At 73.4% G+C, this 26904-nt stretch carries 22 protein-coding genes; 15 read left to right on the forward strand and 7 right to left on the reverse strand.

Going from position 1 to position 26904, the window contains the following annotated elements; all coding sequences use genetic code 11:
• Nucleotides 1-44 precede the first annotated feature (44 nt).
• The 8 genes from ACFYM2_RS01935 to ACFYM2_RS01970 all read left to right on the forward strand — a co-directional run bounded on the left by ACFYM2_RS01935 (nucleotide 45) and on the right by ACFYM2_RS01970 (nucleotide 9989).
• On the forward strand, nucleotides 45-1361 hold the full coding sequence (locus ACFYM2_RS01935; RefSeq protein ID WP_388832553.1) for an enoyl-CoA hydratase/isomerase family protein: 1317 nt from the start codon (nucleotides 45-47) through the stop codon (nucleotides 1359-1361).
• The gene (locus ACFYM2_RS01940) at nucleotides 1340-2962 is read left to right on the forward strand and encodes an AMP-binding protein (RefSeq protein WP_388832555.1); all 1623 of its coding nucleotides are present in this window, start codon (nucleotides 1340-1342) and stop codon (nucleotides 2960-2962) included. The genes ACFYM2_RS01935 and ACFYM2_RS01940 overlap by 22 nt, the downstream gene beginning before the upstream one ends.
• Nucleotides 2959-5505, forward strand: a complete 2547-nt coding sequence (locus ACFYM2_RS01945) for an amino acid adenylation domain-containing protein (protein ID WP_388832558.1) — start codon at nucleotides 2959-2961, stop codon at nucleotides 5503-5505. The genes ACFYM2_RS01940 and ACFYM2_RS01945 overlap by 4 nt, the downstream gene beginning before the upstream one ends.
• 176 nt (nucleotides 5506-5681) lie before the next feature.
• Entirely contained in the window at nucleotides 5682-6929 is a 1248-nt protein-coding gene (locus ACFYM2_RS01950) for an acetyl-CoA carboxylase biotin carboxylase subunit family protein (RefSeq protein ID WP_388832561.1), read from the forward strand.
• A complete protein-coding gene (locus ACFYM2_RS01955) occupies nucleotides 6922-7623 on the forward strand; it encodes an HAD family hydrolase (RefSeq protein ID WP_388458325.1) in 702 nt (233 codons plus the stop codon). Before ACFYM2_RS01950 ends, ACFYM2_RS01955 begins: the two co-directional genes overlap by 8 nt.
• Nucleotides 7620-8753, forward strand: coding sequence for a hypothetical protein (locus ACFYM2_RS01960; RefSeq protein WP_359002702.1), 1134 nt, complete (start codon nucleotides 7620-7622; stop codon nucleotides 8751-8753). Before ACFYM2_RS01955 ends, ACFYM2_RS01960 begins: the two co-directional genes overlap by 4 nt.
• Nucleotides 8754-8791: 38 nt before the next feature.
• Nucleotides 8792-8971 (forward strand): hypothetical protein, encoded by a 180-nt coding sequence (locus ACFYM2_RS01965; RefSeq protein ID WP_388832564.1) that lies wholly within the window; start codon nucleotides 8792-8794, stop codon nucleotides 8969-8971.
• Between the two features lie 7 nt (nucleotides 8972-8978).
• Nucleotides 8979-9989 (forward strand): NAD-dependent epimerase/dehydratase family protein, encoded by a 1011-nt coding sequence (locus ACFYM2_RS01970; RefSeq protein ID WP_388832566.1) that lies wholly within the window; start codon nucleotides 8979-8981, stop codon nucleotides 9987-9989.
• Between the two features lie 113 nt (nucleotides 9990-10102).
• Here the strand turns inward: ACFYM2_RS01970 and arsB are convergent, their stop codons facing one another.
• Both arsB and ACFYM2_RS01980 read right to left on the reverse strand, forming a co-directional pair.
• Nucleotides 10103-11185: an ACR3 family arsenite efflux transporter gene (gene arsB, locus ACFYM2_RS01975; RefSeq protein ID WP_388458321.1), complete on the reverse strand. Its 1083-nt coding sequence runs from the start codon at nucleotides 11183-11185 to the stop codon at nucleotides 10103-10105.
• On the reverse strand, nucleotides 11182-11490 hold the full coding sequence (locus ACFYM2_RS01980; protein WP_359002710.1) for a metalloregulator ArsR/SmtB family transcription factor: 309 nt from the start codon (nucleotides 11488-11490) through the stop codon (nucleotides 11182-11184). The genes arsB and ACFYM2_RS01980 overlap by 4 nt, the downstream gene beginning before the upstream one ends.
• Nucleotides 11491-11659: 169 nt before the next feature.
• On the opposite strand from ACFYM2_RS01980, the gene ACFYM2_RS01985 reads away from it, so the two are divergent.
• The gene (locus tag ACFYM2_RS01985; protein WP_359002712.1) at nucleotides 11660-12064 is read left to right on the forward strand and encodes an arsenate reductase ArsC; all 405 of its coding nucleotides are present in this window, start codon (nucleotides 11660-11662) and stop codon (nucleotides 12062-12064) included.
• Here the strand turns inward: ACFYM2_RS01985 and ACFYM2_RS01990 are convergent.
• The 3 genes from ACFYM2_RS01990 to ACFYM2_RS02000 form a co-directional block, all read right to left on the reverse strand.
• Nucleotides 12054-12995 (reverse strand): LysR family transcriptional regulator, encoded by a 942-nt coding sequence (locus ACFYM2_RS01990; protein WP_359002714.1) that lies wholly within the window; start codon nucleotides 12993-12995, stop codon nucleotides 12054-12056. The genes ACFYM2_RS01985 and ACFYM2_RS01990 overlap by 11 nt on opposite strands.
• Before the next feature lie 171 nt (nucleotides 12996-13166).
• Complete coding sequence (locus tag ACFYM2_RS01995) at nucleotides 13167-14468, reverse strand: multidrug effflux MFS transporter (protein ID WP_388832569.1); 1302 nt, start codon at nucleotides 14466-14468, stop codon at nucleotides 13167-13169.
• Between the two features lie 147 nt (nucleotides 14469-14615).
• Nucleotides 14616-14816 carry a 4-oxalocrotonate tautomerase family protein gene (locus ACFYM2_RS02000; protein WP_359002718.1) on the reverse strand — a complete coding sequence of 67 codons (201 nt, stop codon included), beginning with the start codon at nucleotides 14814-14816 and terminating at the stop codon, nucleotides 14616-14618.
• 948 nt (nucleotides 14817-15764) lie between these two features.
• On the opposite strand from ACFYM2_RS02000, the gene ACFYM2_RS02005 reads away from it, so the two are divergent.
• A complete protein-coding gene (locus ACFYM2_RS02005) occupies nucleotides 15765-17399 on the forward strand; it encodes a helix-turn-helix domain-containing protein (RefSeq protein ID WP_359002720.1) in 1635 nt (544 codons plus the stop codon).
• A gap of 72 nt (nucleotides 17400-17471) precedes the next feature.
• Here ACFYM2_RS02005 and ACFYM2_RS02010 read toward each other — a convergent pair whose 3' ends face one another.
• The gene (locus tag ACFYM2_RS02010; protein ID WP_359002722.1) at nucleotides 17472-17843 is read right to left on the reverse strand and encodes a hypothetical protein; all 372 of its coding nucleotides are present in this window, start codon (nucleotides 17841-17843) and stop codon (nucleotides 17472-17474) included.
• 262 nt (nucleotides 17844-18105) lie between these two features.
• Between ACFYM2_RS02010 and ACFYM2_RS02015 the strand changes: the two genes are divergently transcribed.
• The 5 genes from ACFYM2_RS02015 (at nucleotide 18106) to ACFYM2_RS02035 (ending at nucleotide 23721) form a co-directional block, all read left to right on the forward strand.
• Nucleotides 18106-19188 (forward strand): M20 family metallopeptidase, encoded by a 1083-nt coding sequence (locus ACFYM2_RS02015; protein WP_388833070.1) that lies wholly within the window; start codon nucleotides 18106-18108, stop codon nucleotides 19186-19188.
• 50 nt (nucleotides 19189-19238) lie between these two features.
• Nucleotides 19239-20009: a GNAT family N-acetyltransferase gene (locus ACFYM2_RS02020; RefSeq protein ID WP_388833072.1), complete on the forward strand. Its 771-nt coding sequence runs from the start codon at nucleotides 19239-19241 to the stop codon at nucleotides 20007-20009.
• 5 nt (nucleotides 20010-20014) lie between these two features.
• Complete coding sequence (gene menC / locus ACFYM2_RS02025; RefSeq protein WP_388833075.1) at nucleotides 20015-21118, forward strand: o-succinylbenzoate synthase; 1104 nt, start codon at nucleotides 20015-20017, stop codon at nucleotides 21116-21118.
• A gap of 798 nt (nucleotides 21119-21916) precedes the next feature.
• Complete coding sequence (locus tag ACFYM2_RS02030; RefSeq protein WP_388832573.1) at nucleotides 21917-22930, forward strand: ATP-binding cassette domain-containing protein; 1014 nt, start codon at nucleotides 21917-21919, stop codon at nucleotides 22928-22930.
• Nucleotides 22927-23721, forward strand: coding sequence for an ABC transporter permease (locus ACFYM2_RS02035; protein ID WP_359002726.1), 795 nt, complete (start codon nucleotides 22927-22929; stop codon nucleotides 23719-23721). Before ACFYM2_RS02030 ends, ACFYM2_RS02035 begins: the two co-directional genes overlap by 4 nt.
• On the opposite strand, the gene ACFYM2_RS02040 is transcribed toward ACFYM2_RS02035, so the two are convergent.
• Nucleotides 23699-26854, reverse strand: a complete 3156-nt coding sequence (locus ACFYM2_RS02040) for an ATP-binding protein (protein WP_388832576.1) — start codon at nucleotides 26852-26854, stop codon at nucleotides 23699-23701. The two genes, ACFYM2_RS02035 and ACFYM2_RS02040, sit on opposite strands and share 23 nt — an antisense overlap.
• Nucleotides 26855-26904 lie beyond the last annotated feature (50 nt).

The raw sequence follows: 26904 nt of genomic DNA on the forward strand, positions 1-26904 counted from the left end.
CGAACACCACGAACACCACCAACAGCACTGGAAGCGGGGGCGGCATGACGACATCGACGACGACCACGGGTGAAACGGCGCCCGCACTCGGGCAGGGCTACGCCGCCGACCGCGCGGCCACCGTCGACCACCTCGCCCGCCTGGAGGACGCGCTGTCACGCCCCGGCGCGGACCGCGCGGCGACGGGCCCCCTGCACACGGCGGCACGCCGCGCCCGGCGGCGCTTCATGGAGTGCCACGCGGAGAGCCTGTACGACGAACTGACCGACGGGCGGCGCGAGTTCCTGCGCCTGAACGACCTCGCCACGCGCGCGGCGGAGCTGATGCCCGGCCTCGTACCGACGAAGGAGCAGAACGAGCAGGAGCGGCGCAGGCCGCAGCGCGACAAGGAGGGCCGCGAGAGCGACCACGGCATCTTCTTCTGGGGGCTGCTGCGTTCTCCCGTGGCGGGTCCGCACCTCATGGAGGCCATGCGCAGGCCGACGGAGAAGGCACTGGCCGCGCTGTCCGGCTTCCGGGCGACGGGCCACGCCGACTTCGGCCTCGTCTCGGTGCACCGCCGGGGCGACCTGGGCGAGGTGACCGTGCACAACACGCGGTTCCTCAACGCCGAGGACGACCTGCTGGTCGCGGCGCTCGAGGCGGCCGTCGACCTGGTGCTCCTCGACGACTCGGTACGGGTGGGGGTGATGCGCGGCGGCCCCATGACGCACCCCCGCTACGCCGGGCGCCGGGTGTTCAGCGCCGGCATCAACCTCACCCGCCTGTACGAGGGCGAGATCTCGCTCATCGACTTCTTCCTGGGCCGCGAACTCGGCTACATCAACAAGATCTTCCGGGGCCTGAGCGCCCCGGACGACGGCGCGAGCTGGCTGCCGGAACCGGTCGAGAAGCCGTGGATCGCCGCCGTGGACACCTTCGCGATCGGCGGCGGGGCGCAGATCCTGCTCGTCTTCGACCGGGTGATCGCCGCCGAGGAGGCCTACTTCACCCTGCCGGCGCTGCGCGAGGGCATCATCCCGGGCGCCGCCAACCTGCGGCTGCCCCGCGTCGGGGGCAACCGGCTGGCCCGGCAGGCGATCTTCGCCGACCGCCGGATCGACGCGGCGTCGCCCGAGGGCCGGCTGCTGTGCGACGAGGTGGTCCCCGCCGACGGGCTGGACACGGCCGTGCGGGCGGCGGCCGACGAACTCGCCAACCCGGCCGTCATCAACAACCGCCGTGTCCTGCACGCCCACGAGGAGCCCGAAGACGTGTTCCGCCACTACATGGCCCTGTACGCCGTGGAGCAGTGCAGGCGGCTGACCAGCAGCGACCTGGTCGAGAACTTGGAACGCACATGGATATCGAGGAACCGATGACCCCCGACCCCCTCACCCCGCGCCTTCCCCGTCGCACGATGTACCAGTGGTTCGAGGAGTCGGCCCTGCGGCTGCCCGGCCACACCGCGCTGGAGATCGGCGACGAGGTCCTGACCTACGCCGAACTGCGCCGCCTCGCCCTGGTGCTGGCCGCCCGCATCGTGCGCAAGCACGGCGGGGTGCCCGACCGGGTCGCGCTGGTCGCCGCGCGTTCGGTGGGCGCCTACGCCGGATACCTGGCGATCCAGCGGCTCGGCGCGGCCGTGGTGCCGCTGAACCCGGACCACCCCCAGCAGCGCAACCTCGACGTCGCCCAGCGCGCCGGGGTCACCGTCGCCCTGGTGGAGGAGCGGGCCGCCGAGCTGTTCACCCGGCTCCCCGAGCGCCACCGGCCGACCGTGCTTGAGCTCACCGAGGACGAGCGCGCCGAGGACGACCTGCTGGAGGAGGCGCTGGAGGAGGCGCTGCCGCCGGTCCCGTCGGACCTCGCCCGCGAGGCGTACATCCTGTTCACCTCGGGGTCGACCGGCCAGCCCAAGGGCGTGCCGATCCTGCACCGCCAGTTCTCCCCGTACCTCGAACACAACATCCCGCGCTACGAGATCGCTCCGGGCAGCCGCCTCTCGCAGGTGTTCGGCCTGACCTTCGACGCGCACGCCTTCGACCTCTTCGTGGCCTGGGGCGGCGGCGCCACCGTGGTCGTGCCGTCGGCCGCCGATCTGTACACGCCGGTCGACTTCATCGTGGGGCGGAAGCTGACCCACTGGTTCTCGGTGCCCTCGGTGGTGCGCGAGGCCCAGCGGCTCGGCAACCTCCCGCTCGGGCGCTGCGTCACGCTCAAGCACAGCCTGTTCGGCGCCGAACCGGTCACCGCGCAGCACGCCGCGCTGTGGCACGAGGTGGCGCCGCACTCGCGGATCCACAATGTGTACGGGCCCACGGAGCTCGTCATCTGCTGCTCCAACCACCTTCTGAGTGGCCCGAGTTCGGCGTGGCCCGAGTACACCGGCGGCACGGTCCCGATCGGCACGATGTACCCGGGCATGGAGGGCGTCCTGCTCGACGAGGACGGACGCGAATGCGACGAGGGCGAGCTGTGCGTGCGCGGCCCCCAGCGCTTCGACGGCTACCTCGACCCCCGCGAGAACACCGGCCGGTTCCTGTCGTACGAGCCGGGCGGCCGAGCAGCCGTGTACGACGGCTCCGGGCCGCTCACCGACCGCCACTGGTACCGCACCGGCGACCGGGTCCGGCGCGAGGGCGATGTGATGGTGCACTGCGGCCGCCTCGACCAGCAGGTGAAGGTCCGGGGCCACCGGGTGGAGATCGGCGAGGTGGAGGCGGTCGTCCGCCGTCACCCGGCGGTCGTCGACGTCGCGGTGGTGGCGCTGGCCACGGCGGAGGGCGAGACCGAACTGGTCGCCGCCTACGCGGGCCGCGAGACGGACCCCGCGCGGTTCGACGCCTGGCTGCGCGAGCAGGTCCCGCTGCACATGGTGCCCGCGCGCCTCACCCGGCTGGACGCCCTGCCGCTCAACGACAACGGAAAGACGGACCGCAACGCGCTGGCGCGGATCCTCGGCACCCCGGAGGGGTCATGACTGACGCGACCGTGCTGGACCAGTGGCGCGCCGAACTGGACGGCCTCGAACCGCTGGAGCTGCCCGCCGACCGCCCGCGCTCCCCGGTGCGCGAGCCCGGCACGGCCCGGTGCACCCGCACCGTCCCGGCCGCCACCGCCGACGCCCTGCGCAAGGCCGCCGCCGGATACGGCGCGCCGCTGCCGGTCGTGCTGCTCGCGGCGTACCAGCTGCTCCTGGGCCGCTGGAGCCGTCGGGCGGACGTGGCGGTTGGCACACCGCTCGCGGGCGAGCTGAGCGTCGTACGCACCGGCCTGGCCGGGGCCGCGTCCTTCGGTGACCTGGTGGAGCGGGCAGGCGCCGCGCTGCGCGGGGCCCAGGCCCGGCCTCGGGTCCCGTTCCAGGACCTCGTCGCGGCCCTCGCCCCCGCCGCCGACGCCGGCCACCACCCGCTCGTGCAGGCCCTGTTCGCCCAGGACGCCCTGCCCGCCACGCCCGCCGGCGCCTGCCCGCCCGATCTGGCGCTGGTCTTCGAGGAGCGCGCGGCGGACATCGAGGTGCGCCTCGACTTCAGCACCGCGCTGTTCGAGACGGCGAGCGCCGAGCGGTTCACCAAGAACTACCTCACCCTGCTCGCCGCCGTCGCCGGCGCTCCGGGCGCCGCCCCGGACGACCTCGACATCCTCGACGCGGCCGAGCGGCGCCTGCTGCTCGCCGAGTGGAGCTCACGCCCCTCGGCGTACCCGGCCGCGAGTTCCGTCGCGGGTCTGGTCGCGGGCCTGGTCGCCGCGCAGGCCGGACGGACACCGAACGCGCTCGCCGTCGTGTTCGGCGACGAGGAAGTGACGTACGCCGCGCTCAACAGCCGCGCCAACCGGCTGGCCCACCATCTGCGCTCCCTCGGCGTCGCGCCGGACGTACCGGTGGGTGTCTGTCTGGAGCGCGGCCCCGAGCTGATCGTCACGCTGCTCGCGGTGCTGAAGGCGGGCGGCGCGTACGTACCGCTGGACCCCGAACACCCCGTGGAACGGCTCGACTTCGTGCTGCGCGACACCGCCGCGCCCGTCGTCGTGACGCAGGAGTCGCTGCGCGAACGGCTCGTGGGCGAGGGGCGGGTGCTCGTCGCCGTCGACACCGACCGCGCCGCGCTCGCCGCACACCAGGACGCGGACCCCGAGCCGGCCGCCGGGCCGGACCACCTCGCGTACGTCCTCTACACCTCCGGGTCCACCGGCACGCCCAAGGGCGTCGCGATCACCCTCGGTTCGCTCCTCGACCTGCTCTTCGGCATGCGGGAGATCTTCCCGGCGCCCGCGAGCGACCGGGTCCTGTTCACCACGTCTGCGACCTTCGACATCGCGGCCGTCGAGGTGTTCCTGCCCCTGATCACCGGCGGCCGGATCATCGGCGCCGACCGCGACCAGGTACGCGCGCCCCGCGCGCTGGCCGCCCTGATCGACCGGCACGACGCCACCCTCGTCCAGGCCACGCCGTCGGCCTGGCGGCCCCTGCTCGACGCGCTCGGCGACCGGCCCGAGCCGCGTGGACTCACCCTCTTCACCGCCGGTGAGGCGCTGCCCGCCGACCTGGCGGCGAAGATGCTGCGCGCCGGGCGCCGGGTCGTCAACGGCTACGGCCCGACGGAGACCACCGTCTACGCGACCGTCGCCGAGATCCGCGACGCGGCGGGACCGGTCCCGATCGGCCGGCCCACCCCGAACACCGAGGTGTACGTCGTGGACGAGGCGGACCGGCCGGTGCCCGTCGGCGTCCCCGGTGAACTCCTCATCGGCGGCAAGGGCGTGGCGCGCGGTTATCTCGGCCGCCCGGACCTGACCCGGGAGCGGTTCACCGCGCACCCCTTCCCCGCGCACGCCGCCGAAGGACCGGAGGCACGCGTGTACCGCACCGGGGACCTGGTGCGGTGGCTGGCGGACGGGAACCTGGAGTTCCTGGGGCGCCTCGACCACCAGGTGAAGGTGCGGGGCTTCCGGATCGAGCTCGGGGAGATCGAGTCCGCGCTCCTCGCCCACGAGGACGTCGCCTCCTGCGTGGTGACGGTCCGCGAGGACGTGCCCGGCGGCGTACCGGGCGAGAAGGCCCTCGTCGCGTACTGCGTTCCCGTTGACGGCCGCGCGCTGAGCGTCACCGCCCTGCGCGAGCGGTGCGGGGCCAGCCTGCCCGGCTACATGGTGCCCGGCGCCTTCGTCTTCCTTGACCGGCTGCCGCTGACCACCAGCGGCAAGACCAACCGCGCCGCGCTGCCCGCGCCGGACGGCGAACGCACCGGCCTGGAAGCCGAGTTCGTCGCGCCCCGTACGCCCGCCGAGCGCGCGGTCGCCCGGATCTGGGCGGACGCGCTGTGGGCCGACGAGGTCGGGGCCCACGACGACTTCTTCGAGCTGGGCGGCGACTCGCTGACCGCCACCCGGGTCGCGCTGCGGCTCCAGGAGGAGTTCGGTCTGGAGATCCCGGTGCAGGTGGTGTTCACCTGCTCGACCGTCGAAACGCTCGCGAAGGCCCTGACCCAGGCGCGCCGCGCCGGCGGGTTCCCCGCGGCCTGACCCGCCCGCCCCGCCCCCGCGGACCGCCGCCCCGGCCGTCCGCGGGGCCCGCGCACCCCTTCGCGCGCCGACTTGCCCCGATACGCACCGAAATCCGCAGCGACACCACCCGCACGTACACCCGCCCCGGCGCAGGCCCCCACCCTGCGCGGGCCCCGGACCACAGAGGTTGACCCATGAGTGACAAGCCGGTGCTTCTCGTCGTCTACGACGCGGGGAGCCTCGCACCGACCCGGCTGGCGGAAGCCGCCCGGGACAACGGCTGCTCGCTGGTGTTCGTGACGGCCGGCACCGACCACGCGCGGGAGATGATTCCCACGCTGGAGACGGTGGGCACCGTGGTGGACGCCGAGGGCCGCACCGAGGCCGAACTCGTGGACGCGCTGCGCGCGTTCGCCCCGGCGGGCATCATCACCTTCAGCGAGTTCCAGATCGCCACGACCGTCCGGCTCGCCGACGCACTCGGCCTGCGCTATCACCGGCCCGCCGACGTCGAGGCGATCACGCACAAGGACCTCCAGCGCATTCGCTTCGCCGAGGCGGGCGTCGACAGCGTCCGCTTTCGCACGATCACCGGGCCCGAGCAGGCCGACGACGCGCTCGCGTACGTCGGGCTGCCCGCCATCATCAAGCCCGTGATCGGCGCGTCGAGCCGCAACACCCAGGCCGTCACCACGCCCGAGGAGTGCCGCACGGCCGTCGCCGCGATGTTCTCCGGCGACGGCGACGGGCCCGTCGAGAGCGCCGTGATGCTGGAGGAGCTGCTGGTGGGGCGGGACGTCCCGGCGCCCTGGGGCGACTACATCGCGGTGGACTGCGTCGCCGACGGCGACGACGTACGCCCGGTCTTCGTCACCAGCAAGTTCGCGCTGGCCGAACCGTTTCGCGAACGCGGCGGCTACGGCGGCTTCTCCGTCGTCCCCGAGGACGAGGAGCGCGCCGTGCGCGACCTGGCGTGCCGTGCGGTGCGCGCCCTGAACATCCACGGCGTCGCCGACGTCGAGATCAAACTGACCGCCCAGGGCCCCCGGGTCATCGAGGTCAACGGCCGCCTCGGCGCCTGGGTCGACGACCTCGCCGTCCGCTCGGGCACCAGCGACCCCGCGTACGTCGCGGTCGCCGCCGCGCTCGGCCGTCCCTACGAGACGCCCGAGATCAAGAAGGACGGCCCGATCGCCTTCCACTACCTGATCGTGCCGCCCGTCGGCGCCCGCACGGTGAAGTCGATCAGGAACGTCTCCGCCCTGCGGCGGCTGGCGAACGTGGAGCGCGTCACCGTGCTCACCGAGCCGGGCGCGGCGGCGGACTGGCGCATCGGCGCGCGCGGCAACACGGCGGCCGTCATCGGCTCCGCCGCGAACCACCTGGAACTGGCCGCGACCGTCGCCGCCATCGAGAACGTGGACTGGATCACCTATGAGTGAGTTCGTCATCTTCGACCTGGACGGCGTCCTGGTCGACACCCAGGACGCCGAGAACGGCGGGCTCGCGTACATCGGCGAGCTGATGGGGCTTCACCTGGCCAAGGAGCAGCGGGACGAGCTGTTCTCGGGAAAGAAGATGCAGGAGTGCATCGACTTGATGGAGGAGATCTCCGGGTCCCCGCCGCCCGCCGACGCCATGGCGCGCGCCCGCGCCAAGTGCGATGAGCTGATCGGCTCCTGGCTCGAACCCATCGAGGGGGTCGCGTACGCCCTTGAGCAGCTGAGCTCCGTGGCGGGCACCGGCATGTGCGTCGCCTCCAACAGCCCGCCGGAGATCATCGCGGACCGCCTCGGCAAGTCCGGCATCCTGCACCACTTCGAGGGCCGGCTTTTCTCGGCGTACGACGTCCAGGCCTGGAAGCCCGACCCGCGCCTGTTCCTGTGGGCGGCCGCCGAGTGCGGCGCCGACATCGAGGACTGCGTCGTCGTCGAGGACAGCCCGGTCGGCGTGGACGCCGCGCTCGCCGCCGGGATGCGGGTCCTCCAGTACACCGCCGATCCGTCCGTCCCCGCGCACCGCGACGGCGCCCACGCCTTCTCCGCCATGCGCGAGTTGCCCGGCCTCATCCGTGACGCGCACCGGCTCGCCGGCCGCTCCTCGCTCGCCACCGCCCACCTCGGAGGTACCTCGTGAACCAGCCCCGCAAGATCATGGTCCTCGGCGCAGGCGACATCGGCCGCCGCGCGTTCCACGAGCTCGCCCACAGCGCGGCCGACCGGCAGGTGCAACTCGTCGGCCGGGACGAGGAAGTGGTGCTGCGCGCCGCCAACCTGACCCGCTTCTGCGCGGTGCAGCGCGGTTACGCCCCCACCGTAAGCCACGCCGTCACGGACCTGACGGACGTGGCGCGCACCGCCGAGCGCATCGCGGCCTTCGCGCCCGACATCATCTTCCTCGCCGCCAGCTACCAGTCGTGGTGGGTCATCTCCACCCTCGAACCGGCCGCCTTCCAGCGCGTGTACGCCGCCAACTACGGCCCGTGGCTGCCGATGCACCTCGTCCCGGTGATGAAGGCCATGGAGGCCGTCAGGCTCTCCGGCACACAGGCCGTCGTCGTCAACGCCGCCTACCCGGACGCCGTGCACCCCGCGCTCGCCGCGATCGGTCTTTCGCCCGACATCGGCATCGGCAACGTCGCCAACAACGTCCCCGGCATCACCGCCGCCGTCGCCGACGAGCTCGGCCGCAGCACCGCGGACGTGGACGTACGGCTCGTCGCCCACCACTACGTCTCGCACCGCCTGTCGCGCCACGGCAACAGCGGCCCCGCCGCCATGGGCCTCGGCATCCGGGTCGACGGCCGTGACATCACCGCGGAGCTGGACGTCGAGGCCCTGCTGAACCGGCTGCCCGGCCAGTACCGCCGCACCGGCGGCATGCCGGGGCAGACCATGACGGCCGCCTCCGCCCTGAGCGTCCTTGAACCGCTGGCCGACGGGCGCGACGCCATCGTCCACGCGCCCGGCGCGGGCGGCGCGCTCGGCGGGTTCCCGGTGGCGATCGAGGGCGGCAAGTTCCGGCCCGCGCTGCCGGACGGCATGACGGAGGAGGAGGCCCACGCCATCAACGTCTCCGGCCAGATCCAGGACGGCATCAGCGAGATACGCCCGGACGGCACCGTCGTCTTCGAGCCGGCCGCCATGGCGATCATGACCAAGGAACTCGGGTACGAGTGCCCCGAGATGAAACTGTCGGAGGCGGAGGGCCGCGCCCAGGAGATCGGCGAACGGTTCGCGGCGTACCGCGCGCGGACCGCGGGTTGACGGCGGCCGACGGCCGGTGGCCGGATGACGGCGACCGATTGACGGCGACCGGCGGCCGGCACACACCCACCAACACGGCGACCGGCGGCCGGCACGCCACCCCCAACACCGCGATCGGAGGCCGGCGCACCACTCCGGACACCGCGACCGGCGCCCGGCCCACCACCCCCGACACCACCACCGACACCACCATCACCACCACCACGAAGAAGGCGTAGGGAAGCTGTGAAGCTGTTGCTGCTCGGCGGTACCGACTTCGGCGGCCGCGCGGTCGCCGAGGCCGCGCGCGACCGGGGCTGGGAGGTCACCGTCTTCCACCGGGGCGAACACCCGGCGCCGGACGGTGTGCGCGTCCTGCACGGGGACCGCACCGCGCCCGACGGGCTCGCCGCCCTCGCCACCGGCGAGTGGGACGCGGTCGTCGACACCTGGTCGGGCGGCCCGGCCGCCGTGCGCGACGCGGCCCGTCTGCTGGCCGGCCGGGTCGGCCGCTGCGTGTTCGTCTCCAGCCGCTCGGTGTACGCGTGGCCCGCACCGGCGGACCTCGACGAGGACGGCCCGCTGGCGGCGGGCGACCCCGACGCCGACGCGACGGAGTACCCGGCGGACAAGCGCGGCGCGGAGCTGGCCGTCCTGCGCGAGTTCGGCGAGGAGCGCACCCTGATCGTCCGCGCCGGGCTCATCCTCGGCCCGCGCGAGACGCCCGGCCGCCTGACCTGGTGGCTTGAGCGCGTCGCCCGGGGTGGCAGGGTGCTCGCCCCCGGGCCGCGCGACACCCCGCTCCAGTACGTCGACGCCCGCGACCTCGCGGCGTGGGTGCTCGACGCCCTGGAGGCGGGTCTGCACGGCGCGTACAACATGGTCGGTCCGCAGGGCCACACCACGATGGGCGGCCTCCTCGACGCCTGCGTACGGGTCACCGGGTCGGACGCCGAGCTGTGCTGGCTGTCGCCCGAGGCCGTCGAGGCAGCCGGTGTCGAGGCGTGGAGCGAGCTGCCGATCTGGGCGCCGCCGGGCAGCGAGCTGCACGCGGCGCTGCACGCGGGCGACGTGTCCCGGGCGCTGGCGTCGGGCCTGCGCTGCCGTCCGGTCCTGGACACGGTGCGGGACACCTGGGCCTGGCGGCAGTCTCTGCCCGCCGACAGCCAACCCCCGCTCGCCGACGGGATTTCGGCCGAGAAGGAGGCGCGGGCACTGGCGGACGCGATCACGGGATCCGGTCCGGCCGACGGCTGAGGGCGGCCCGGGCACGGGTACGGGTGCGGGCGACCCCCGTGCCCGTACCCGCGCCCGTACCCGTGCCCGGGCCCAAGAGGGCGGCCCGGGCACGGTCAACGGCGGCCCCGGTTTCAGGCCGCCGCGCCGAACCGCCGGCGCCAGGCCAGTGACACGTACACGAGCGCCACCAGGACCGGGACCTCGATCAGTGGGCCGACCACCCCCGACAGGGCCTGCCCGCTGGTGACGCCGAAGGTGGCGATGGCGACCGCGATGGCCAGTTCGAAGTTGTTGCCCGCTGCGGTGAAGGCGAGGGTCGCGGTCCGGGCGTAGGTCAGGCCGATCGCCCTGCCGAGGCCGAAGGCGCCGAACCACATGAGCGCGAAGTAGGCGAGCAGCGGAAGCGCGATGCGGAGCACGTCCAGCGGCCGGGAGGTGATGGTTCCGCCCTGGAGGGCGAAGAGGACGACGATGGTGAAGAGGAGACCGTACAGCGCCCAAGGGCCGATCCGGGGAAGGAAGTCGGCCTCGTAACGCGTGCGCCCGAGCCGCTTCTCGCCGACGCGGCGGGTGAGGAAGCCGGCGAGCAGGGGAACGCCGAGGAAGACGACGACGTTGAGAGCGATCTTCCCCACGGAGATGTCGAGGTGCCGTCCGTCACCGAGGCCGAGCCACCCCGGCAGCAGGTCCAGGTAGAACCAGCCGAGCAGGCCGAACGCCAGGACCTGGAACACCGAGTTGAGCGCCACGAGCACGGCGGCGGCCTCGCGGTCGCCGCAGGCCAGATCGTTCCAGATGATGACCATGGCGATGCAGCGGGCCAGACCGACGATGATCAGTCCGGTGCGGTACTCGGGCAGGTCGGCCAGGAAGATCCAGGCCAGGGCGAACATCACGGCCGGGCCGAGCGCCCAGTTGATGACCAGGGACGACACCATCAGCTTCCGGTCGCCGGTCACCGCGTCGAGTTTGTCGTAACGGACCTTGGCGAGCACCGGATACATCATGATCAGCAGCCCGACGGCGATCGGGAGCGAGACGCCACCGATCTCGACCTCGGCCAGCGCGTCGTTCAGACCCGGGACCGCGCGGCCGAGGCCGAGGCCCAGCGCCATGGCAAGCAGGATCCACACGGCGAGGAAGCGGTCGAGCGTCGACAGCTTCGCGACGACCGAGGCCTCCTGGGGAGCCGAGGGCGTTTCGGTACGGCTCACGGGCAGGCCCTCTTGGTGTCGGCGTGGGTACGGGCGGCCTCGGCCAGGCCGGAGAGCTGACCGGCGAGCCCGGCGATGACGTCGGCCTTGAGCCGGTAGTAGGTGAAACGGCCGCACGGCTCGGTCTCCACGACGCCCGCCTCCCGGAGCACCTTCAGGTGGTTGGAGAGGTTGGTCTGTCTGGCCCCGGTCTCCTCCACGAGGTGGGTGGTGCACAGCGTCTCGCGGGCGAGCAGGGTCACGATCCGGAGCCTGAGCGGGTCCGCGAGGACCCGGATCAGGTCAGCGTCGACTGACGTCATCATGGGCTGATACTGTCACATCAGCGGGTGCTGACGTCAGCGAGGCCTGATGCCATGCCGCGGGGAAGCGACGCCCGCCGGGAGCCGATGCCCATCGCGAGTTCTACCGCTAGCCCTGCCGCGAAACCTTCGTGCGATCTGCCGCGAACCCTGTCCTGAGAAGAGACCCGCCATGTCCGACAAGCCATCCGTGCTGTTCGTCTGCGTCCACAACGCGGGCCGTTCCCAGATGGCCGCCGGGTGGCTGGCGCACCTGGCCGGTGACCGCGTCGAGGTCCGTTCGGCGGGCTCGGCCCCGGGCCGGGAGGTCAACCCCGCCGCCGTCGCCGCGATGGCGGAGGTCGGCGTGGACATCTCCACCGCGACCCCCAAGATCCTCACCGTGGACGCGGTCAAGGAGTCGGACGTCTGCGTCACCATGGGCTGCGGCGACACCTGCCCGGTCTTCCCCGGCAAGCGCTACCTGGACTGGCAGCTGGCGGACCCGGCCGGCCAAGGCGTCGAGGCGGTCCGTCCGATCCGCGACGAGATCAAGGCCCTGGTCGAGCGCCTGATCGCGGAGATCGTCACCGCGTAGCCACCTCCGCCTTCCCCTCCCTCTCCGCCTCCGCCTCCCCCGCCACCTTGCGGCGGACCTCCTCGCATGCCGCCGTGAGGAACGCCAGGCGCTCCGGGTCGGCGTTCTCGCGCAGGGCCAGGGACATGCGGCTGGTGATGGGGTCCCCGGCGAGGGAGAGCAGCGCGATCCGGCGGGAGGAGACCGAGTTGACGGTCGTCGGGTACATCACGGTCCAGCCCGCTGTGCCCGCCCCGATGCCGCCCAGGGTGTCCTGGAGCCCGGTGGAGGGCGGACCGAAGTCCGGTTCGAACCCCGCCGTGCGGCACGCGGCGACGACCGTGTCGTACAGGACCGCGTTCTCCTCACGCGGGGCGATGCGCAGGGGCAGCCCGGCCAGGTCGCTCAGGTCGAGCCGGTCGCGCGCGGCCAGCGGGTGCGAGGCGGGCAGCGCGACCACCAACGGGTCGTCCCAGAGGGTGAGGAGCCGCAGGCCCGGGGCGGCTTCGACGCCTCGTACGAAAGCCGCGTCGAGGCGTCCGGCGCGTACGCCCTCCAACCGGGCGTGCGCGTCCAGGGTCTGGAACTCGAAGGGGGTGTCGGCGCCGTGGCGCGGCAGCGCGTCAAGGAAGTCGTCCAGGCGCCGGCCAAGGGCGGAGCTGATGCCGACGCGGAACGTGGCCGCGCCGCGCGTCGCCGTGCGCCGGGCCTTGACGGTGAAGGAGTCGAGCGCCGCCAGCAGTTCGCGGCCCTCCGGCAGCAGGGCCCGGCCGAACGGGGTGAGCGTGACGGTGCGGCCGGAGCGGTCGAAGAGCTGGGCGCCCAGCTCCCGTTCGAGACGGCGCACCTGCTGGCTGACGGCCGGCTGGCCGATGTGCAGGCGCTCGGCGGCCCGGCCGAAATGCAGCTCGTCGGCGACGGCGACGAAGTACTGGATCTGGCGCAATTCCACGGGGCCCCCTGGCGCTGAGGGCGATCCCTTCTCCAGCAAGCGCGACGATCTCGCCCGGGGCCGGAGCCGGGGCCGCCACGAACGTGCGCATCCTCGCACACCGGCCGGGCCGGGGCTTTGGGTGCTCCGGGTGTTCCGGCTGCTACGGCTGCTCCGGCTGCGGACGAACCGCTAGCCCCGCGCCACCGTGGTCTTCGGCGGAGCGCTCGGCCGTACGCCCTCGCCCTCCCCACCCCCGCGCGCGTCCCCGCTCGCGCCCCCGTTCGCGTCCCCGCGCGCCGCCAGGGAGAGGAACAAGGCGAAGGCCGCTGTGCCCACCCCCGCCGCGCCCAGGACGAACCAGCCGAGGGCGTACAGATCGCCTGCGGGCAACCGGCTGGACAGGAAGATGCCCACCGACGCGGCCAGCAGTTGCAGCGCGCCCATCAGTCCCGACGCCGCCCCCGCCGTCGTACGGAACGTCGTCACGCCCGCGCTCATCGACAGCGGCAGCAGGAAACCGTTGCCGTAGGTCATCACCGGCATGAAGACCAGGACCAGCAGACCCCACGGCGCGCCCGCCCCGCTCAGCCCGAGGCCCAGCATCATCAGCGCGCCGAGCAGGAAGAACCCGTGGCCCGCCCAGAGGAGTTGGTTGACCGGCCGCTTGCGGACCAGGGCGCGCGAGGTGAGGTTGCCCGCCACGTAGGCGATCGAGACGGTGATGTAGCAGTAGCTCGTGGTCTCGGTGGCCAGGCCCATCTTCTCGAAGATCAGCGGGGAGGCGGCGAGGTAACCGAAGTAACCTCCGTACGCCACCGCCAAGTTGAGGGTGTACGCCCAGAACAGTGGCCGGGTCAGGAGCCTCGGGTAGTTCCTGAGGGTGGCGCCCAGGTGCTTGCTGCGGCGCTCGGGCGGCAGGCTCTCGGGTATCGAGGTGACCATCACCACCAGCGTCGCCAGACCGATCAGCGCGGTCACCACGAACGGGGCGCGCCAGGACACGTACGTCGTCAGATAGCCGCCCACCAGTGGGGCGACGGACGGCGAGACGCCCACGATCGGCATGACCGTGGCGAACATCCGGGCCGCGTCCTTCTCCTGGTACAGATCGCTGATCACGGCCCGCCCGAGCACCATGCCCGATCCCGCGCCCAGCGCCTGGAGCAGCCGGCCGGCGCCGAACACCTCGACGGTGGGCGCCGCCGCGCACACCAAGGAGGCCACGACGAACAGGCCCAGGCCCGAGACGATGACGTGCTTGCGCCCGTACGCGTCCGAGACCGGCCCGTACACCGCCTGCGAGACCGCGATGCCGATCATGAACGCGCTGAACGTCCACTGCACCGACGCGACCGGGGTGCCCAGGGCGTGCGCGGTGGCCGGCACGCCCGGCAGGTTGATGTCGGAGGCGAACAGGCCGCCGGCGTTCAGCGAACACAGTACGGCGAGCAGTAGCGGGTAGGGGGTGCGTGGGGGTGTGGCGGGTTTCATGGCGGGGCAACTTCCTTGGGGGGACGGCCAGTTGGGTCGCGACCGACGGGGCGGGGCCGTGTAAGCATCCGGGACGCCACCGGGGCGCGGGGGCCGTGGCAGCGTCCCGGACTCGGCGCCCCGGACTCGGCGCCCCGGACTCGGCGTTCAGGCGGCCTTGGCGGCGCGGGCCGCGAGGGTTTCGCCGGCGATGGCCCAGCTGTCGGTGGCGATCTCCTGCACGGTCACCCACACGCTCTCCGGCTTGCCACCGGTGGCCTTGACGTACGCGTCCGTCAGCTCGCGGACGAGTTCGGCCTTCTGCTCGGCGGTCTTGCCGGGGGTGTGCTGCACGTGGATGAGAGGCATGGCGTTCTCCGTGGGTGTGAGTGGAACTGGTGCGGTTCGGGCCCCCGTTGGGGTGGTGGCCCGGTGAAACCAGTCCAACACCGGGCCGGGTGACGTCCAAGACGCGATCCGCTCTGACACGCATCACAAATCGTGATGGCCGGCCCCGTGAACCCCCACGCCCCTGGCGGGGTCCGCGCTGGCAAGCATCGGCATCCCCAGCCCGTGCCGCTGAGCATCGGGTGCGGGCCCGCATGGGCACACCCAGCCCGTCCGGCGTTTGAGGACGAGCGCCTTCAGCGCGAACGGGGGTCTGGGGCGGAGCCCCAGGGACCTCGGCTGCGGGCCGTGGTCGCTCCTCGCGCAGTTCCCCGCGCCCCTGGCGGGGTCGACGCTGGCCCACCCGGCATACCCCAGCCTGTGCCGCTGAGCACCTGGTGCGGGCCTGCATGGGCATCCCAGCCCGTGCCGCTGAGCAACTGGTGCGGGCCTACCTGAGCATCCTCAGCCCGTCCGGCGTTTGAGGACGAGCGCCTTCAGCGCGAACGGGGGTCTGGGGCGGAGCCCCAGGGACCTCGGCTGCGGGCCGTGGTCGCTCCTCGCGCAGTTCCCCGCGCCCCCGGCGGGGCTGGTGCTGGCCCACCGGCATACCTCAGCCCGTGCCGCTGAGCATCGGGTGCGGGCCTGCATGGGCATCCTCAGCCTGTCCGGCGTTTGAGGACGAGCGCGTTCAGCGCGAATGGGGTCTGGGGCGGAGCCCCAGGGACCTCGGCTGCGGGCCGTGGTCGCTCCTCGCGCAGTTCCCCGCGCCCCCGGCGGGGCTGGTGCTGGCCCGCACGGGCATAGTCAGCCCGTGCCGCTGAGCCCCCGGGGTGTTCGTGCCGGCGTACGGACCGGCGGCGTAACCTCGTACCCGGCCACGAACCCCCACCCCAGCGACCCTCCTAACCTGCGGAGATGATCCCGCACATGTCGACGCCCCCCGCCCGCAGCCTGAGTCGGGTGCTCGAAGACCTCGGACCCACCCTGCTCGATCTGCTGCACGGCGATCCACGGGCGCCGGGCGAGCTCGGCGGCGTCGGCATCCACGACCCCCACGACGAGCAGCACTACCCGGAGCGGGCCATCGTGCTCGGGGTCGGCGTGCACGGCGGCGACGAGATCCGCCGGCTCCTGCGCGAACTCGGACGGCTCGGCGCCGCCGCGCTCGTGGTGCGCGGCCCCGTCGAGGACGACACCACCCTGGAGGCCGCGGCGACCGATTCCGGCGTCGCCCTGCTCTCCTTGACCCGGGGCGCGTCCTGGGCCCAACTCGCCGCCATGCTGCGGACGTTGCTGGCCGAGGGAGACGTCGGAGGCGCCGGCGAGCAGACCCTGGGCGGGGTGCCGTCGGGCGACCTGTTCGCGCTGGCCAACGCGATCGCCACGCTCCTTGACGCCCCCATCACCATCGAGGACCGCCGCTCACGCATCCTCGCCTTCTCCGGCCGCCAGGACGAGGCGGACGCCGCCCGCGTGGCCAGCATCCTGGCCCGCCGGGTGCCCGAGCGGTATCTGCGCATCCACGAGGAGCACGGCGTCTTCAAGGAGCTGTACCGCAGCGAGAAGCCGGTGCACATTCCGCCGCCGACGCTCGGGGACGAGGTCGCGCTGCCCCGGGTGGCGATCGCGGTGCGGGCCGGGGACGAGATCCTGGGCTCGGTCTGGGCGGCGGTGCGCGGCCCCCTCACCCCCGAGCGGGAGGAGGCGTTCCAGGAGGCCGCCAAGCTGGTGGCCCTGCACATGCTGCGCCTGCGCGCCGGCACCGACGCCGAGTACCGGCTGCGCGCCGACCTGGTGACCACCGCGCTCGAAGGCGGGGCGGGCGCGGTCGAGGCGCTGGGCCGGCTCGGGCTCGCCCACGGGCCCCTCCTGGTCATGGCGCTGGGCCTGCCCCCGCGTACGGACGCCGACCACGCGCGTGTCACCGCCGAACGCCAGCGTCTGGCGAGCGCCCTCGCCGTCCACCTGACCGCCGTGCGTCCGCGCTCCGCCGTCGCGCTGCTCGGGGACGTCGCGTACGCCCTCTTCCCCGTCCCGGGCGGGACGGCGACCGCGCGCGAGCGGGCCGTGCAGGTGGCCTCGAACTTCCTGGAGCGCACCGGCGACCGCACGGGCGCCGTCATCGGCATCGGCTCCCTGGCCCCCGAACCCGCGGCCCTCGCCCGCTCACGCGCCAACGCCGACCGGGCGCTGCGCGTGCTGACGGCCGGCCCGGGTGCCCGCAGGGTCGCCGCGATCGGGGACGTCCACATCGACGCGCTCCTGATCGAGATGCGCGACCTCGCCGCCGCGAACCGCGATGAACTGTCCGACTGCCTCGCCCAGTTGGTGGCGTACGACCGGCGCCACAACGCCCACCTCGTGGAGACGCTGCGGGCGTGGCTCGACGCGTTCGGCGATGTGATCACCGCGTCGGCGAGCGTCTTCGTGCACCCCAACACCTTCCGCTACCGCATCCGCCGGGTCGCCGAGGTCGGCGGCCTCGACCTGGGCGACCCGGCCGCGCGGTTCGCCGCGATGCTGGAGCTGCGCCTGATGGGCCTGTACGACAGCGGGACCTGACGCACCCGGGCCGCGTTCACAGACGTACGCCCGGCTGCGCCGCCCATGGTCGCGGGAGTCGTGGAAGGTGGGTCAGCGGAGGCGGCCCGGGGAGGGGAATCGCGTGATCTGTTCGTCGAGCCAGGTGTAGATCTCCAGGCAGGACAGGTACCCGGCATGGGCGAAGACCAGCAGCCCGCCGACGGGCTGCCCGTCGGCGTCGACGACTTCGGCCTCGGCGACGACGGGACCATCGGTGACGAGCGCGGCGGGCGCCAGGACCTCGTCCAGGCCGAGATAGATGGTGGCGCAGGAGCACGTGCAGTGCCCGGTCACCCGCAGGTGCGGGATCTGTGCCCGCAGGGCGCGATGAACAGGGTCGTCGCGCTTGAGCAGTGCCTCAAGGAGCTCGACTGCTTCCGCCGGGACTCGATCACCGGTCGTGCCGGCTTCCATGTCGTGCATGTCGTGACCTGACCATCCGACCAGGTGAACGTCAAACCGGATCACCAGCCCGCCCGGCGCCCGCGGCGGCCCGCTCTTCGTCCCGCGCTACGAATCCGCTCCCGATGCCGTGGCCCACGCACCAACTCCGCGTCCCGCCCCGTGCTTAGCGTGGCGGCCAGCCCACCTCTGGAGGACCCCCGTGCAGGCCGACCCCGTACCCCGCCCCGCGTCACCGTCGCCGTCGCCCTCGCCGTCGTCGCCCCTGCCGTCGCTCGACGCCATGCTCGGCGACCTCGAAACCCTCGTGACGTGCGAGTCCTACTCCGCCGACCTCGCGGCCGTGGCCCGCAGCGCCCAGGTCGTGGCCGAGCAGGGCGCCCGGCTGCTGGGCGCGCGGCCGGAGACCCTGGTCAGCGGGGGCGTGAGCCATCTGCGGTGGAGTTTCGGTACGCCGCGCGTCCTGCTGCTTGGCCACCACGACACGGTGTGGCCGACGGGCACCCTCACGACGCACCCGTTCTCGGTGCGCGAGGGCGTGGTCCGGGGGCCCGGCGTCTTCGACATGAAGGCGGGCCTGGTGCAGATGTTCCACGCGCTCACCCTGCTGCCGTCCCTCGACGGCGTCTGCGTCCTGGTCACCGGCGACGAGGAGGTCGGCTCGGACACCTCCCGCGCCCTCATCGAGGAGACGGCGCGGGCCTGCCGCGCCGCGCTCGTCCTGGAGGCGTCGGCCGCCGGGGGCGCGCTCAAGACCGTACGCAAGGGTGTCTCGCACTACGAACTCACCGTCCACGGCCGCGCCGCCCACTCCGGGCTCGAACCCGAGAAGGGCGTCAACGCCGCCACCGAACTCGCCCACCAGCTCCTGGCGTTGGGGGCGATGAGCGACACGGTCACCACCCGCACCGGAGCCGGCACCACCATCACGCCCACCGTGATGTCGGCCGGCACCACCACCAACACCGTGCCCGCGCGGGCCGAGCTCAGCGTGGACGTCCGCGTGCCGAGCCCGGCGGCGCAGGACACCGTCGACGAGCTGATGCGCGCCCTCACGCCACGCCACCCGGACGCCCGGCTGCACGTGGCCGGCGGGCCCAACCGCCCGCCCCTGGACGCGGAGAGCTCCCGCGCCCTGTTCGCGCTCGCGCAGGAGGTGGCGGCGCGCGCGGGGCTCGGCGCGCTCCAGGAGGCGGCCGTCGGCGGCGCGTCCGACGGCAACTACACGGCGGGCGTGGGCTGCCCCACCCTGGACGGGCTCGGCGCCGTAGGCGACGGCGCGCACGCCGACCACGAACATGTGGTGACGGCCGCGATGGCGCCCCGCGCCCGGCTGCTCGCGGGCCTGGTCGGAGCACTCCTGTGAGCGGCCGGAGCACTCCTGCGGGCGGCCCGGAGGTACGCGAGCTGCACGGCATGGCGCAGTTCGAAGCCGTCAGTCTGCTGTACGCCGGCATCTGGGGCACGCCGCCCGAGCAGGCGCCGATGTCCGCCGAGGTCATGCGGGCGCTGTCCCACGCCGGGAACTACGTGGCGGGCGCGTATGACGGAGACCGGCTCGTGGGGGCGTCCGTCGCCTTCTTCGGCGAACCGCTCGGCACCACCATGCACTCCCACGTCACGGGCGCCCTGCCCGGTCTCGGCGCGGGCCTCGCCCTCAAGCTGCACCAGCGCCAGTGGGCCCTGGCCCGGGGCCTCAAGCGCATCACGTGGACCTACGATCCCCTCATCCGCCGCAACGCCCACTTCAACCTCACCAAACTGGGCGCCCGGCCCGAGGAGTACCTGCGCTCCTTCTACGGCGCGATGGACGACGCCATCAACGGCGGCGACGAGTCGGACCGGGTGCTGGCCTCCTGGGACCTGTCCGCACCGCCGCCGGCCCCCGGCGACCCGGGCATCGCGCGCCCCGCAGACTCCGTCCACGCCGTACGCGACCGCGACGGCCTGCCCGAACCCACCGGCCTGGACGCGGAGTTCGTGCTCGTCGACCTGCCCTCCGACATCGAGGCCCTGCGCCGCACCGACCCCGCGGCGGCCGGGGCATGGCGCCGCGCCGTGCGTGGCGCCCTCGGCGTCCTGCTCGACGAGGGCGCCCAGGTCCTCGGCCTGCACGGCCGGCGCAGCTATGTGATCCACCGCCGCCCCCGCACCAGCATCCCCTCGATCACCAGGGAGACCCCGTGACCAAGTTGAACATCTCCGGCGTCGAGCTGCGCCGGATCGCGATGCCGCTCGTCGCGCCGTTCCGCACCTCCTTCGGCGTCGAGACGAGCCGCGACGTGCTGCTCGTCCGCGTCGTCACGGCGGACGGCGAGGGGTGGGCGGAGTGCGCCGCGATGTCCGAGCCGCGCTACTGCTCGGAGTACGTCGACGGGGCCCAGGACGTACTGCGCAGGTTCCTCGTCCCGGCGCTGCCCAAGGACGGTGTGGACGCCGCCGGGGTGGGCCGCGCCCTCGAACCCTTCACCGGCCACCACATGGCCAAGTCGGCGTTGGAGAGCGCCGTGCTCGACGCCCAACTGCGCGCTTCTGGCGAGTCGTTCGGCTCCTACCTCGGCGCCGCGCGTGACCGGGTGCCGTGCGGGGTCTCGGTGGGCATCATGGACTCCGTACCCGAACTCCTCGACGCCGTCGAAGGCTATGTCGCCGAGGGCTATGTCCGTATCAAGCTGAAGATCGAGCCCGGCTGGGACGTCGAGCCCGTCCGCGCGGTGCGCGAGCGCTTCGGGGACGACCTGCTGCTCCAGGTCGACGCCAACGCCGCGTACACGCTGGTGGACGCCCAACACCTGGCCCGGCTTGACGAGTTCGGGCTGCTTCTCATCGAGCAGCCGCTCGCCAACGACGACTTCGTCCAGCACGCCCAGCTCGCGCGGCTGCTGCGTACGCCGATCTGTCTGGACGAGTCCATCGAATCGGCGGCGCACGCGGCGGCCGCCATCTCGCTGGGCTCCTGCTCGGTCATCAACATCAAGCCGGCCCGCGTCGGGGGCTATCTGGAGGCGCGCCGCATCCACGATCTGGCCCGGGCCCACGGCGTCCCGGTCTGGTGCGGCGGCATGCTGGAGACCGGGATCGGGCGCGCCGCCAATGTCGCGCTCGCGGCGCTGCCCGGGTTCACGTTGCCCGGGGACACGTCGGGCTCCCGCCGGTACTTCGCCACGGACATCACCGAGCTGTTCGTCCTGGCGGACGGCCACCTCGATGTGCCGGCGGGGGCGGGCCTCGGGGTGCGGCCCCTCCCGGACATCCTGACGGAGGTAACCACCTCCAGGGAATGGCTCCCCCTGTAACCCGGACCAACCCCGAGCCCTCCGGGGGGCGCGAGGAACTGCGCGAGCAACCACGCACGGCCCGCATGCATAGGCCGACCCCTTGGGGCTCCGCCCCAAACCCCGTTCGCGCCTGAAGGGCGCTCGTCCTCAATCTCCCCCAAGGCCTTAAGGGCCAGGGGGACCCCCATGACAGGCTGAGGGTGCCGGTGTGGGCCAGCACCAACCCCGCCAGGGGCGCGGGGAACTGCGCGAGAAGCGACCACAGCCCGCAGCCGAGCCCCCTGGGGCTCCGCCCCAAACCCCGTTCGCGCCTGAAGGGCGCTCGTCCTCAATCTCCCCCAAGGCCTTAAGGGCCAGGGGGGACCCCCATGACGGGCTGGGTATGTGCACATGGGCCAGCACGGGCCCTGTCAGGGGCGCGGGGAACTGCGCGGGGAGCGACCACGACCCGCAGCCGAGCCCCCTGGGGCTCCGCCCCAGACCCCGTTCGGCCTGAACGGCCTCGTCCTCAATCGCCGGACAGGCTGAGGTTGCCCCTGCGGACCAGCACAAGCCCTACCCCCGGACGGGGGCTAAGTTCCCGGTCCGGACCAGCGCCGAATAGTCAGGGGCGCGGGGAACTGCGCGACCAACCACGCACGGACCCGCACTCGAAGTCGGCCCACGCGCAAGCCCCGCCAGGGCCGCGGGGAACTGCGCAAACAGCCACGCACGGGCCCGCGCCCGGACGACCCGTACCCCCAGCGGCCAGCGCTGAGGCGGCGGTGAAACCGGGTTGAAACCGGGTTGAAGCGGCCGGGGCGCACGCTCTGCGGCATGACGACAACGACCTCACCACTCGCCATCGCGGCCACCGGCCTCCGCAAGGCCTACGGCGACAAGACCGTCCTGGACGGCATCGACCTCACCGTGCCGGCCGGCACCGTCTTCTCCCTCCTCGGCCCCAACGGCGCGGGCAAGACCACCGCCGTACAGATCCTCTCCACCCTGATCGCCGCGGACGCCGGCGAGATCCGCGTCGCCGGCCACGACGTGGCCACCCACGCCCAGGCCGTCCGCGCCGCGATCGGCGTCACCGGCCAGTTCTCGGCGGTGGACAACCTGATCACCGGCGAGGAGAACATGCTCCTCATGGCCGACCTGCACCACCTCTCGCGCCGCGAAGGCCACCGCGTCGCCACCGAACTGCTCGAACGGTTCGACCTCGTCGAGGCCGCGAAGAAGCCCGCCTCCACCTACTCCGGCGGCATGCGCCGACGGCTCGACATCGCGATGACGCTCGTCGGCAGCCCCCGGATCATCTTCCTCGACGAGCCGACCACCGGCCTCGACCCGCGCAGCCGGCACACCATGTGGAACATCATCCGCGGCCTCGTCGCGGACGGCGTGACCGTCTTCCTCACCACGCAGTACCTGGACGAGGCCGACCAACTCGCCGACCGCATCGCGGTGTTGAACGGCGGCAGGCTCGTCGCCCAGGGCACCGCGAGCGAGCTGAAGCGGCTGGTGCCCGGCGGCCACGTACGGCTCAGGTTCGACGACCCGACGGCGTACGCGAGCGCCGCGGCGGGCCTGCGCGGGGCGGCCCGCGACGACGATTCGCTCTCCCTGACCGTCCCGAGCGACGGCAGCCAGCGCGAGCTGCGCGCCCTCCTGGACCGGCTGGACGCCGCCGCCGTCGAGGCCGACGAACTCACCGTGCACACGCCCGACCTCGACGACGTGTTCTTCGCCCTGACCAGCCACCCCGCCGACAGCGCCACCGCCCCGGCCGCTGCTGCTGCCGCCACCACCGCCGCCGCAACCACCCACAAGGAGAACGTCCGATGAGCTCCCTCTCCCTCGCCCTGCGTGACTCCTCCACCATGCTCCGCCGCAACCTGCTGCACGCCAGGCGCTACCCCTCGCTCACCCTGAACCTGCTGCTCACGCCGGTCATGCTGCTCCTGCTCTTCGTCTACATCTTCGGCGACACCATGAGCATGGGCGTGGGCGGCGGCGGCCCCGACCGCGCCAAGTACATCGCCTACATCGTGCCCGGGCTGCTCCTGATGACCATCGGCTCCACCGTGGTCGGCACCGCCATCTCGGTCTCCAACGACATGACCGAGGGCATCATGGCCCGCTTCCGCACGATGGCGATCCACCGGGGCTCCGTGCTGATCGGGCACGTCGTCGGCAGCGTCCTGCGGTCAATCCTCAGCGTGGTCCTCGTCGGCGCCGTCGGCGTGGCCATCGGCTTCCGCTCCACCGACGCATCCGTCCTGGACTGGTTCGCGGCGTTCGGGCTGCTCGTACTCTTCGCCACCGCGCTCACCTGGATCTCCGTCGGCATGGGCCTGGTCAGCCCCAACGCGGAGGCAGCCAGCAACAACGCGATGCCCCTGATCCTGCTGCCGCTGCTGTCCAGCGCCTTCGTGCCGCTGCACTCGATGCCGGGCTGGTTCCAGCCCATCGCCCAGTACCAGCCGTTCACCCCCGCCATCGAGACCCTGCGCGGACTGCTCCTGGGCACCGGCATCGGCAACAACGGCTGGCTCGCCGTCGCCTGGTGCCTCGCCCTGACCGTGCTCGGCTACTTCTGGTCGAAGGCCTCGTTCACCCGTGAGCCCCAGCGCTGATGGCGCGCAGCTCCACCGAGGCGGCCGCCTCCAGCTCCGGGCGCCCCAGGGCGGCGTACTCCGACACCGCGTCGGCGTACGCCGTCCCGGCGGCGTCCTCGGCCCACTGCCGGATCCCGGCGGCGGACATCGTGGGGAAGTCCCGGTGCACCCGCATCCGTTCGGCGAGCGCGAGCAGGCGGACGCCCGCGCGCTCTCCCCGGGCGAGCTCGGCCAAGCCGATGGCCAGCAGCATCGTGCCGGACACCGGCAGCTCGACGGGCCTTGACTCCTCGGGCGATCGGGACAGCAACTCCGCTGCCCGTCTGCGCAGTTCGGCCGCGGCATCCGCCACCTGATCGAGTTGTCCGTGCCGGGCGTGCGCGGCCACCGCGGTCGACTGGATCTGCATCGCCCAGGTCGCCACGAACGGGTCGTCGGGGTAGAGCGCGTCCGCCTCGCGCAACTGCGCCACCGCCTTGCGCCACAGCCCGAGCCCCACCTCGGTCGCCCCCCTGAGCAGGGCTATCTCCGCGCGGGCGCCGAGTTCCGCGCTGAAGACCTGGGCCGGCTCCGGCGGCTTTTCCAGGGCCGCGAGCTCCAGCCAGTGTTCCGCCTCGTCGATCTCGCCGCGTTGCAGACACGCGAGCACCAGCGCCCAGCGCACCCCCGCCATGTCGTACCAGCCGGCCGCGTCGGCCCAGTCCCCGGTCCGCTCCAGGACCTCAAGGGCCGCCCGCAGATGCCGGTACGCCTCCTCGCCGCGCTCGGCCTGGAGACACAGCTCGCTGATGCGGCCGTGGCCCAGCATCTCGGTGGCCGGGTTGCCGAGCGAGGTCAGGGCGTCAAGGCCGCGCCGGGCCGACTCCAGGGCGCGGTCCACGTCACGCTCGTACTCCCACACATAGCTGGCGAAGCACTCGGCGACGCCGGAGAGCAGCGGGTTGGGCGATTCGCACAGCTCGCGCAGCGCCGTGTAGTGCGGCGGGTGCACATCGGGCAGCGCGCACAGCACCACGCCGAGGGCCCGCATCAAGGTGTCGGGCTCGGCGGGCGGCAGCCGGCGCAGGGTCACCAACTCCCGTACGGCGTGCGGCCCGTGGCCCATGAACAGGCTGAGCGCGCACACCACGGCGGCGCTGCGGGCGGGCTCGATGTCCTCGGGGCCCGGGTAGAAGTGGGAGAGCGGGCGGGCGGTGTCGGCGGCGAGGCCGGTCAGGCGGCTGTAGTTGGAGTCGGTGGCCCACAGCGAGGCGAGCACGGCGGTCAGGCCCGCCAGGGTGGGACCGTCGTCGCGGGCCAGGGCGTGGCGCAGCGCGAGGGAGAGGTTGTCCTGCTCGGTGCGGGTCAGCTCCCACGAGCGCAGGGAGTCGGCGCTGAACAGCGCGTCGTGGTGGGCGCGCCCGAACTCCCGCGCCCAGGCGAGGAATTGGCCGATGACAGCCTCCTCCTCACCGGCCTCGGCCCGGCGGGCCGCGCTGAACTCGCGCACAGTCTCCAGCATGTGGAAACGCACCCCCGACGTGGTGTCGGCGGCCTTGATCAGCGACTGGTCGGCCAGCTGCTCCAGGAGGAACAGGGCGTCCCCGCCGTCGAGGACGCGCTCGGCCGCGCTCTCGGTGAAGCCGCCGGGGAACACCGAGAGGGTCCGCAGGGCCGCCTGCGCGTCGGGCTCCAGCAGGTTCCAGCTCCACTCGACCACCGCGCGCAGGGTGCGGTGGCGCTCGGGCACGTCCCGGCTGCCGCCGCGCAGCAGCGCGAACCGGTCGCCGAGGCGCCGGGCGATCTCCGGCACGGACAGCACCCGCACGCGGGCCGCGGCCAGCTCGACGGCGAGCGGCAGCCCGTCCAGCTGGCGGCACAGCTCCCGCACCGCCCCCTCGTCGAGGTCCACGTCAGGCCGGGCCGCCCGGGCGCGCTGGCGAAACAGCTCGATGGTCGATACGAGGCCGAGCTCGGGCAGCGCGTACACGGACTCCGAGGTCAGGCCGAGCGGGGCGCGGCTGGTGGCGAGCACCCGCAGCTCCTTGGCGCGCGCCACCAGGGAGCCCACCAGGCGGGCCGCGCCCCGGATGACGTGCTCGCAGTTGTCCAGGACGAGCAGCGCGGGCCCCGGCCCCAGGGCGCCGATGATGCCCGTGAGCAGCCCGTCGCCGCCGGGCACGGGGCGTACGGCGCCGACCCCGAGCACCGACGCGACCTCCGACGCCACGTCGTCGTCGGCGGTGACGCCGGCCAGCGGCACGAAGTGCACCACCCGCTGCTCGGCCGCCCGGCCGACCGCGTGGGCCAGCCGCGTCTTGCCGAGCCCGCCGGGCCCGACGACGGTGGTGACGCGCGCCGTGCGCAACAGACCGGTGACGGCGGCGACGTCGGCGTCCCGGCCGAGCAGCGGATTGGGTTCGTGCAGCACGCCGTGGCGCACCAGGGGCGCCTCGCCGCGCAGCAACTCCGCGTGCACGGAAGCGAGTTCGGCGCCCGGGTCGGCGCCGAGGGTGTCGCGCAGGGCGCGCCGGTAGGTGTCGTAGCGGGTGAGGGCCGCGGCGGGGCCCGTGGTGGCCGCCTCGCAGCGCAGCAGCTCCGCCAGGATCTCCTCGTCGCGGGGCAGTTCCCTGGCCAGGCGTACCAGCGGGCGCAGCGCGTCGGAGCGCCGGCCGAGCCGGGCCAGGGCGAGCGCCTTCGACCGTTCCAGGGTGCGGTACGCGGGTGAGCGCGCCAGGCGCAGCGCCGCGAGGGGGTCGTGCGGGTCCTCGGCGCCGTCCACCACGCCGTCCCACAGCGCGAGCCCGGCCTCCGCCTCGGCGAGCGCCCGCTCGTGCTCACCGGCCCCGGCCCGCGCCTCGCTGGCCGCCGCGCGCAGCAGCAGCGCGGAGCTGTCGACCTGGTCCTCCGCCAGCGCGATGCGGTAGCCGGCCGGCGTGCTGGCGATCACGTCGGAGCCGAGCTGGGCCCGCACCCGCGAGACCAGCACCTGCACCGCCTTGCCGGGCCGCTCGGGCAGCTCCTCGCTCCACAGCCCCCGCACGAGCCGGCCGGTGCTGCATCCGGCCCTGAGGTCTTCGGCGAGCAGGGCCAGGAGGCCGCGCAGCCGGGGCGCGGTCACCTCCTGCCCCCGGTAGGCGACACGCGTCAGCAAGGTCAACTCGGTGGTCACCCGTGCAGCGTAGTCAGCGCGGCACCCGGCGCCACCCCCCTTGATGACCT

The sequence above is a fragment of the Streptomyces sp. NPDC006711 genome (assembly GCF_042869775.1).
In the GTDB taxonomy this organism is placed as follows: domain Bacteria; phylum Actinomycetota; class Actinomycetes; order Streptomycetales; family Streptomycetaceae; genus Streptomyces.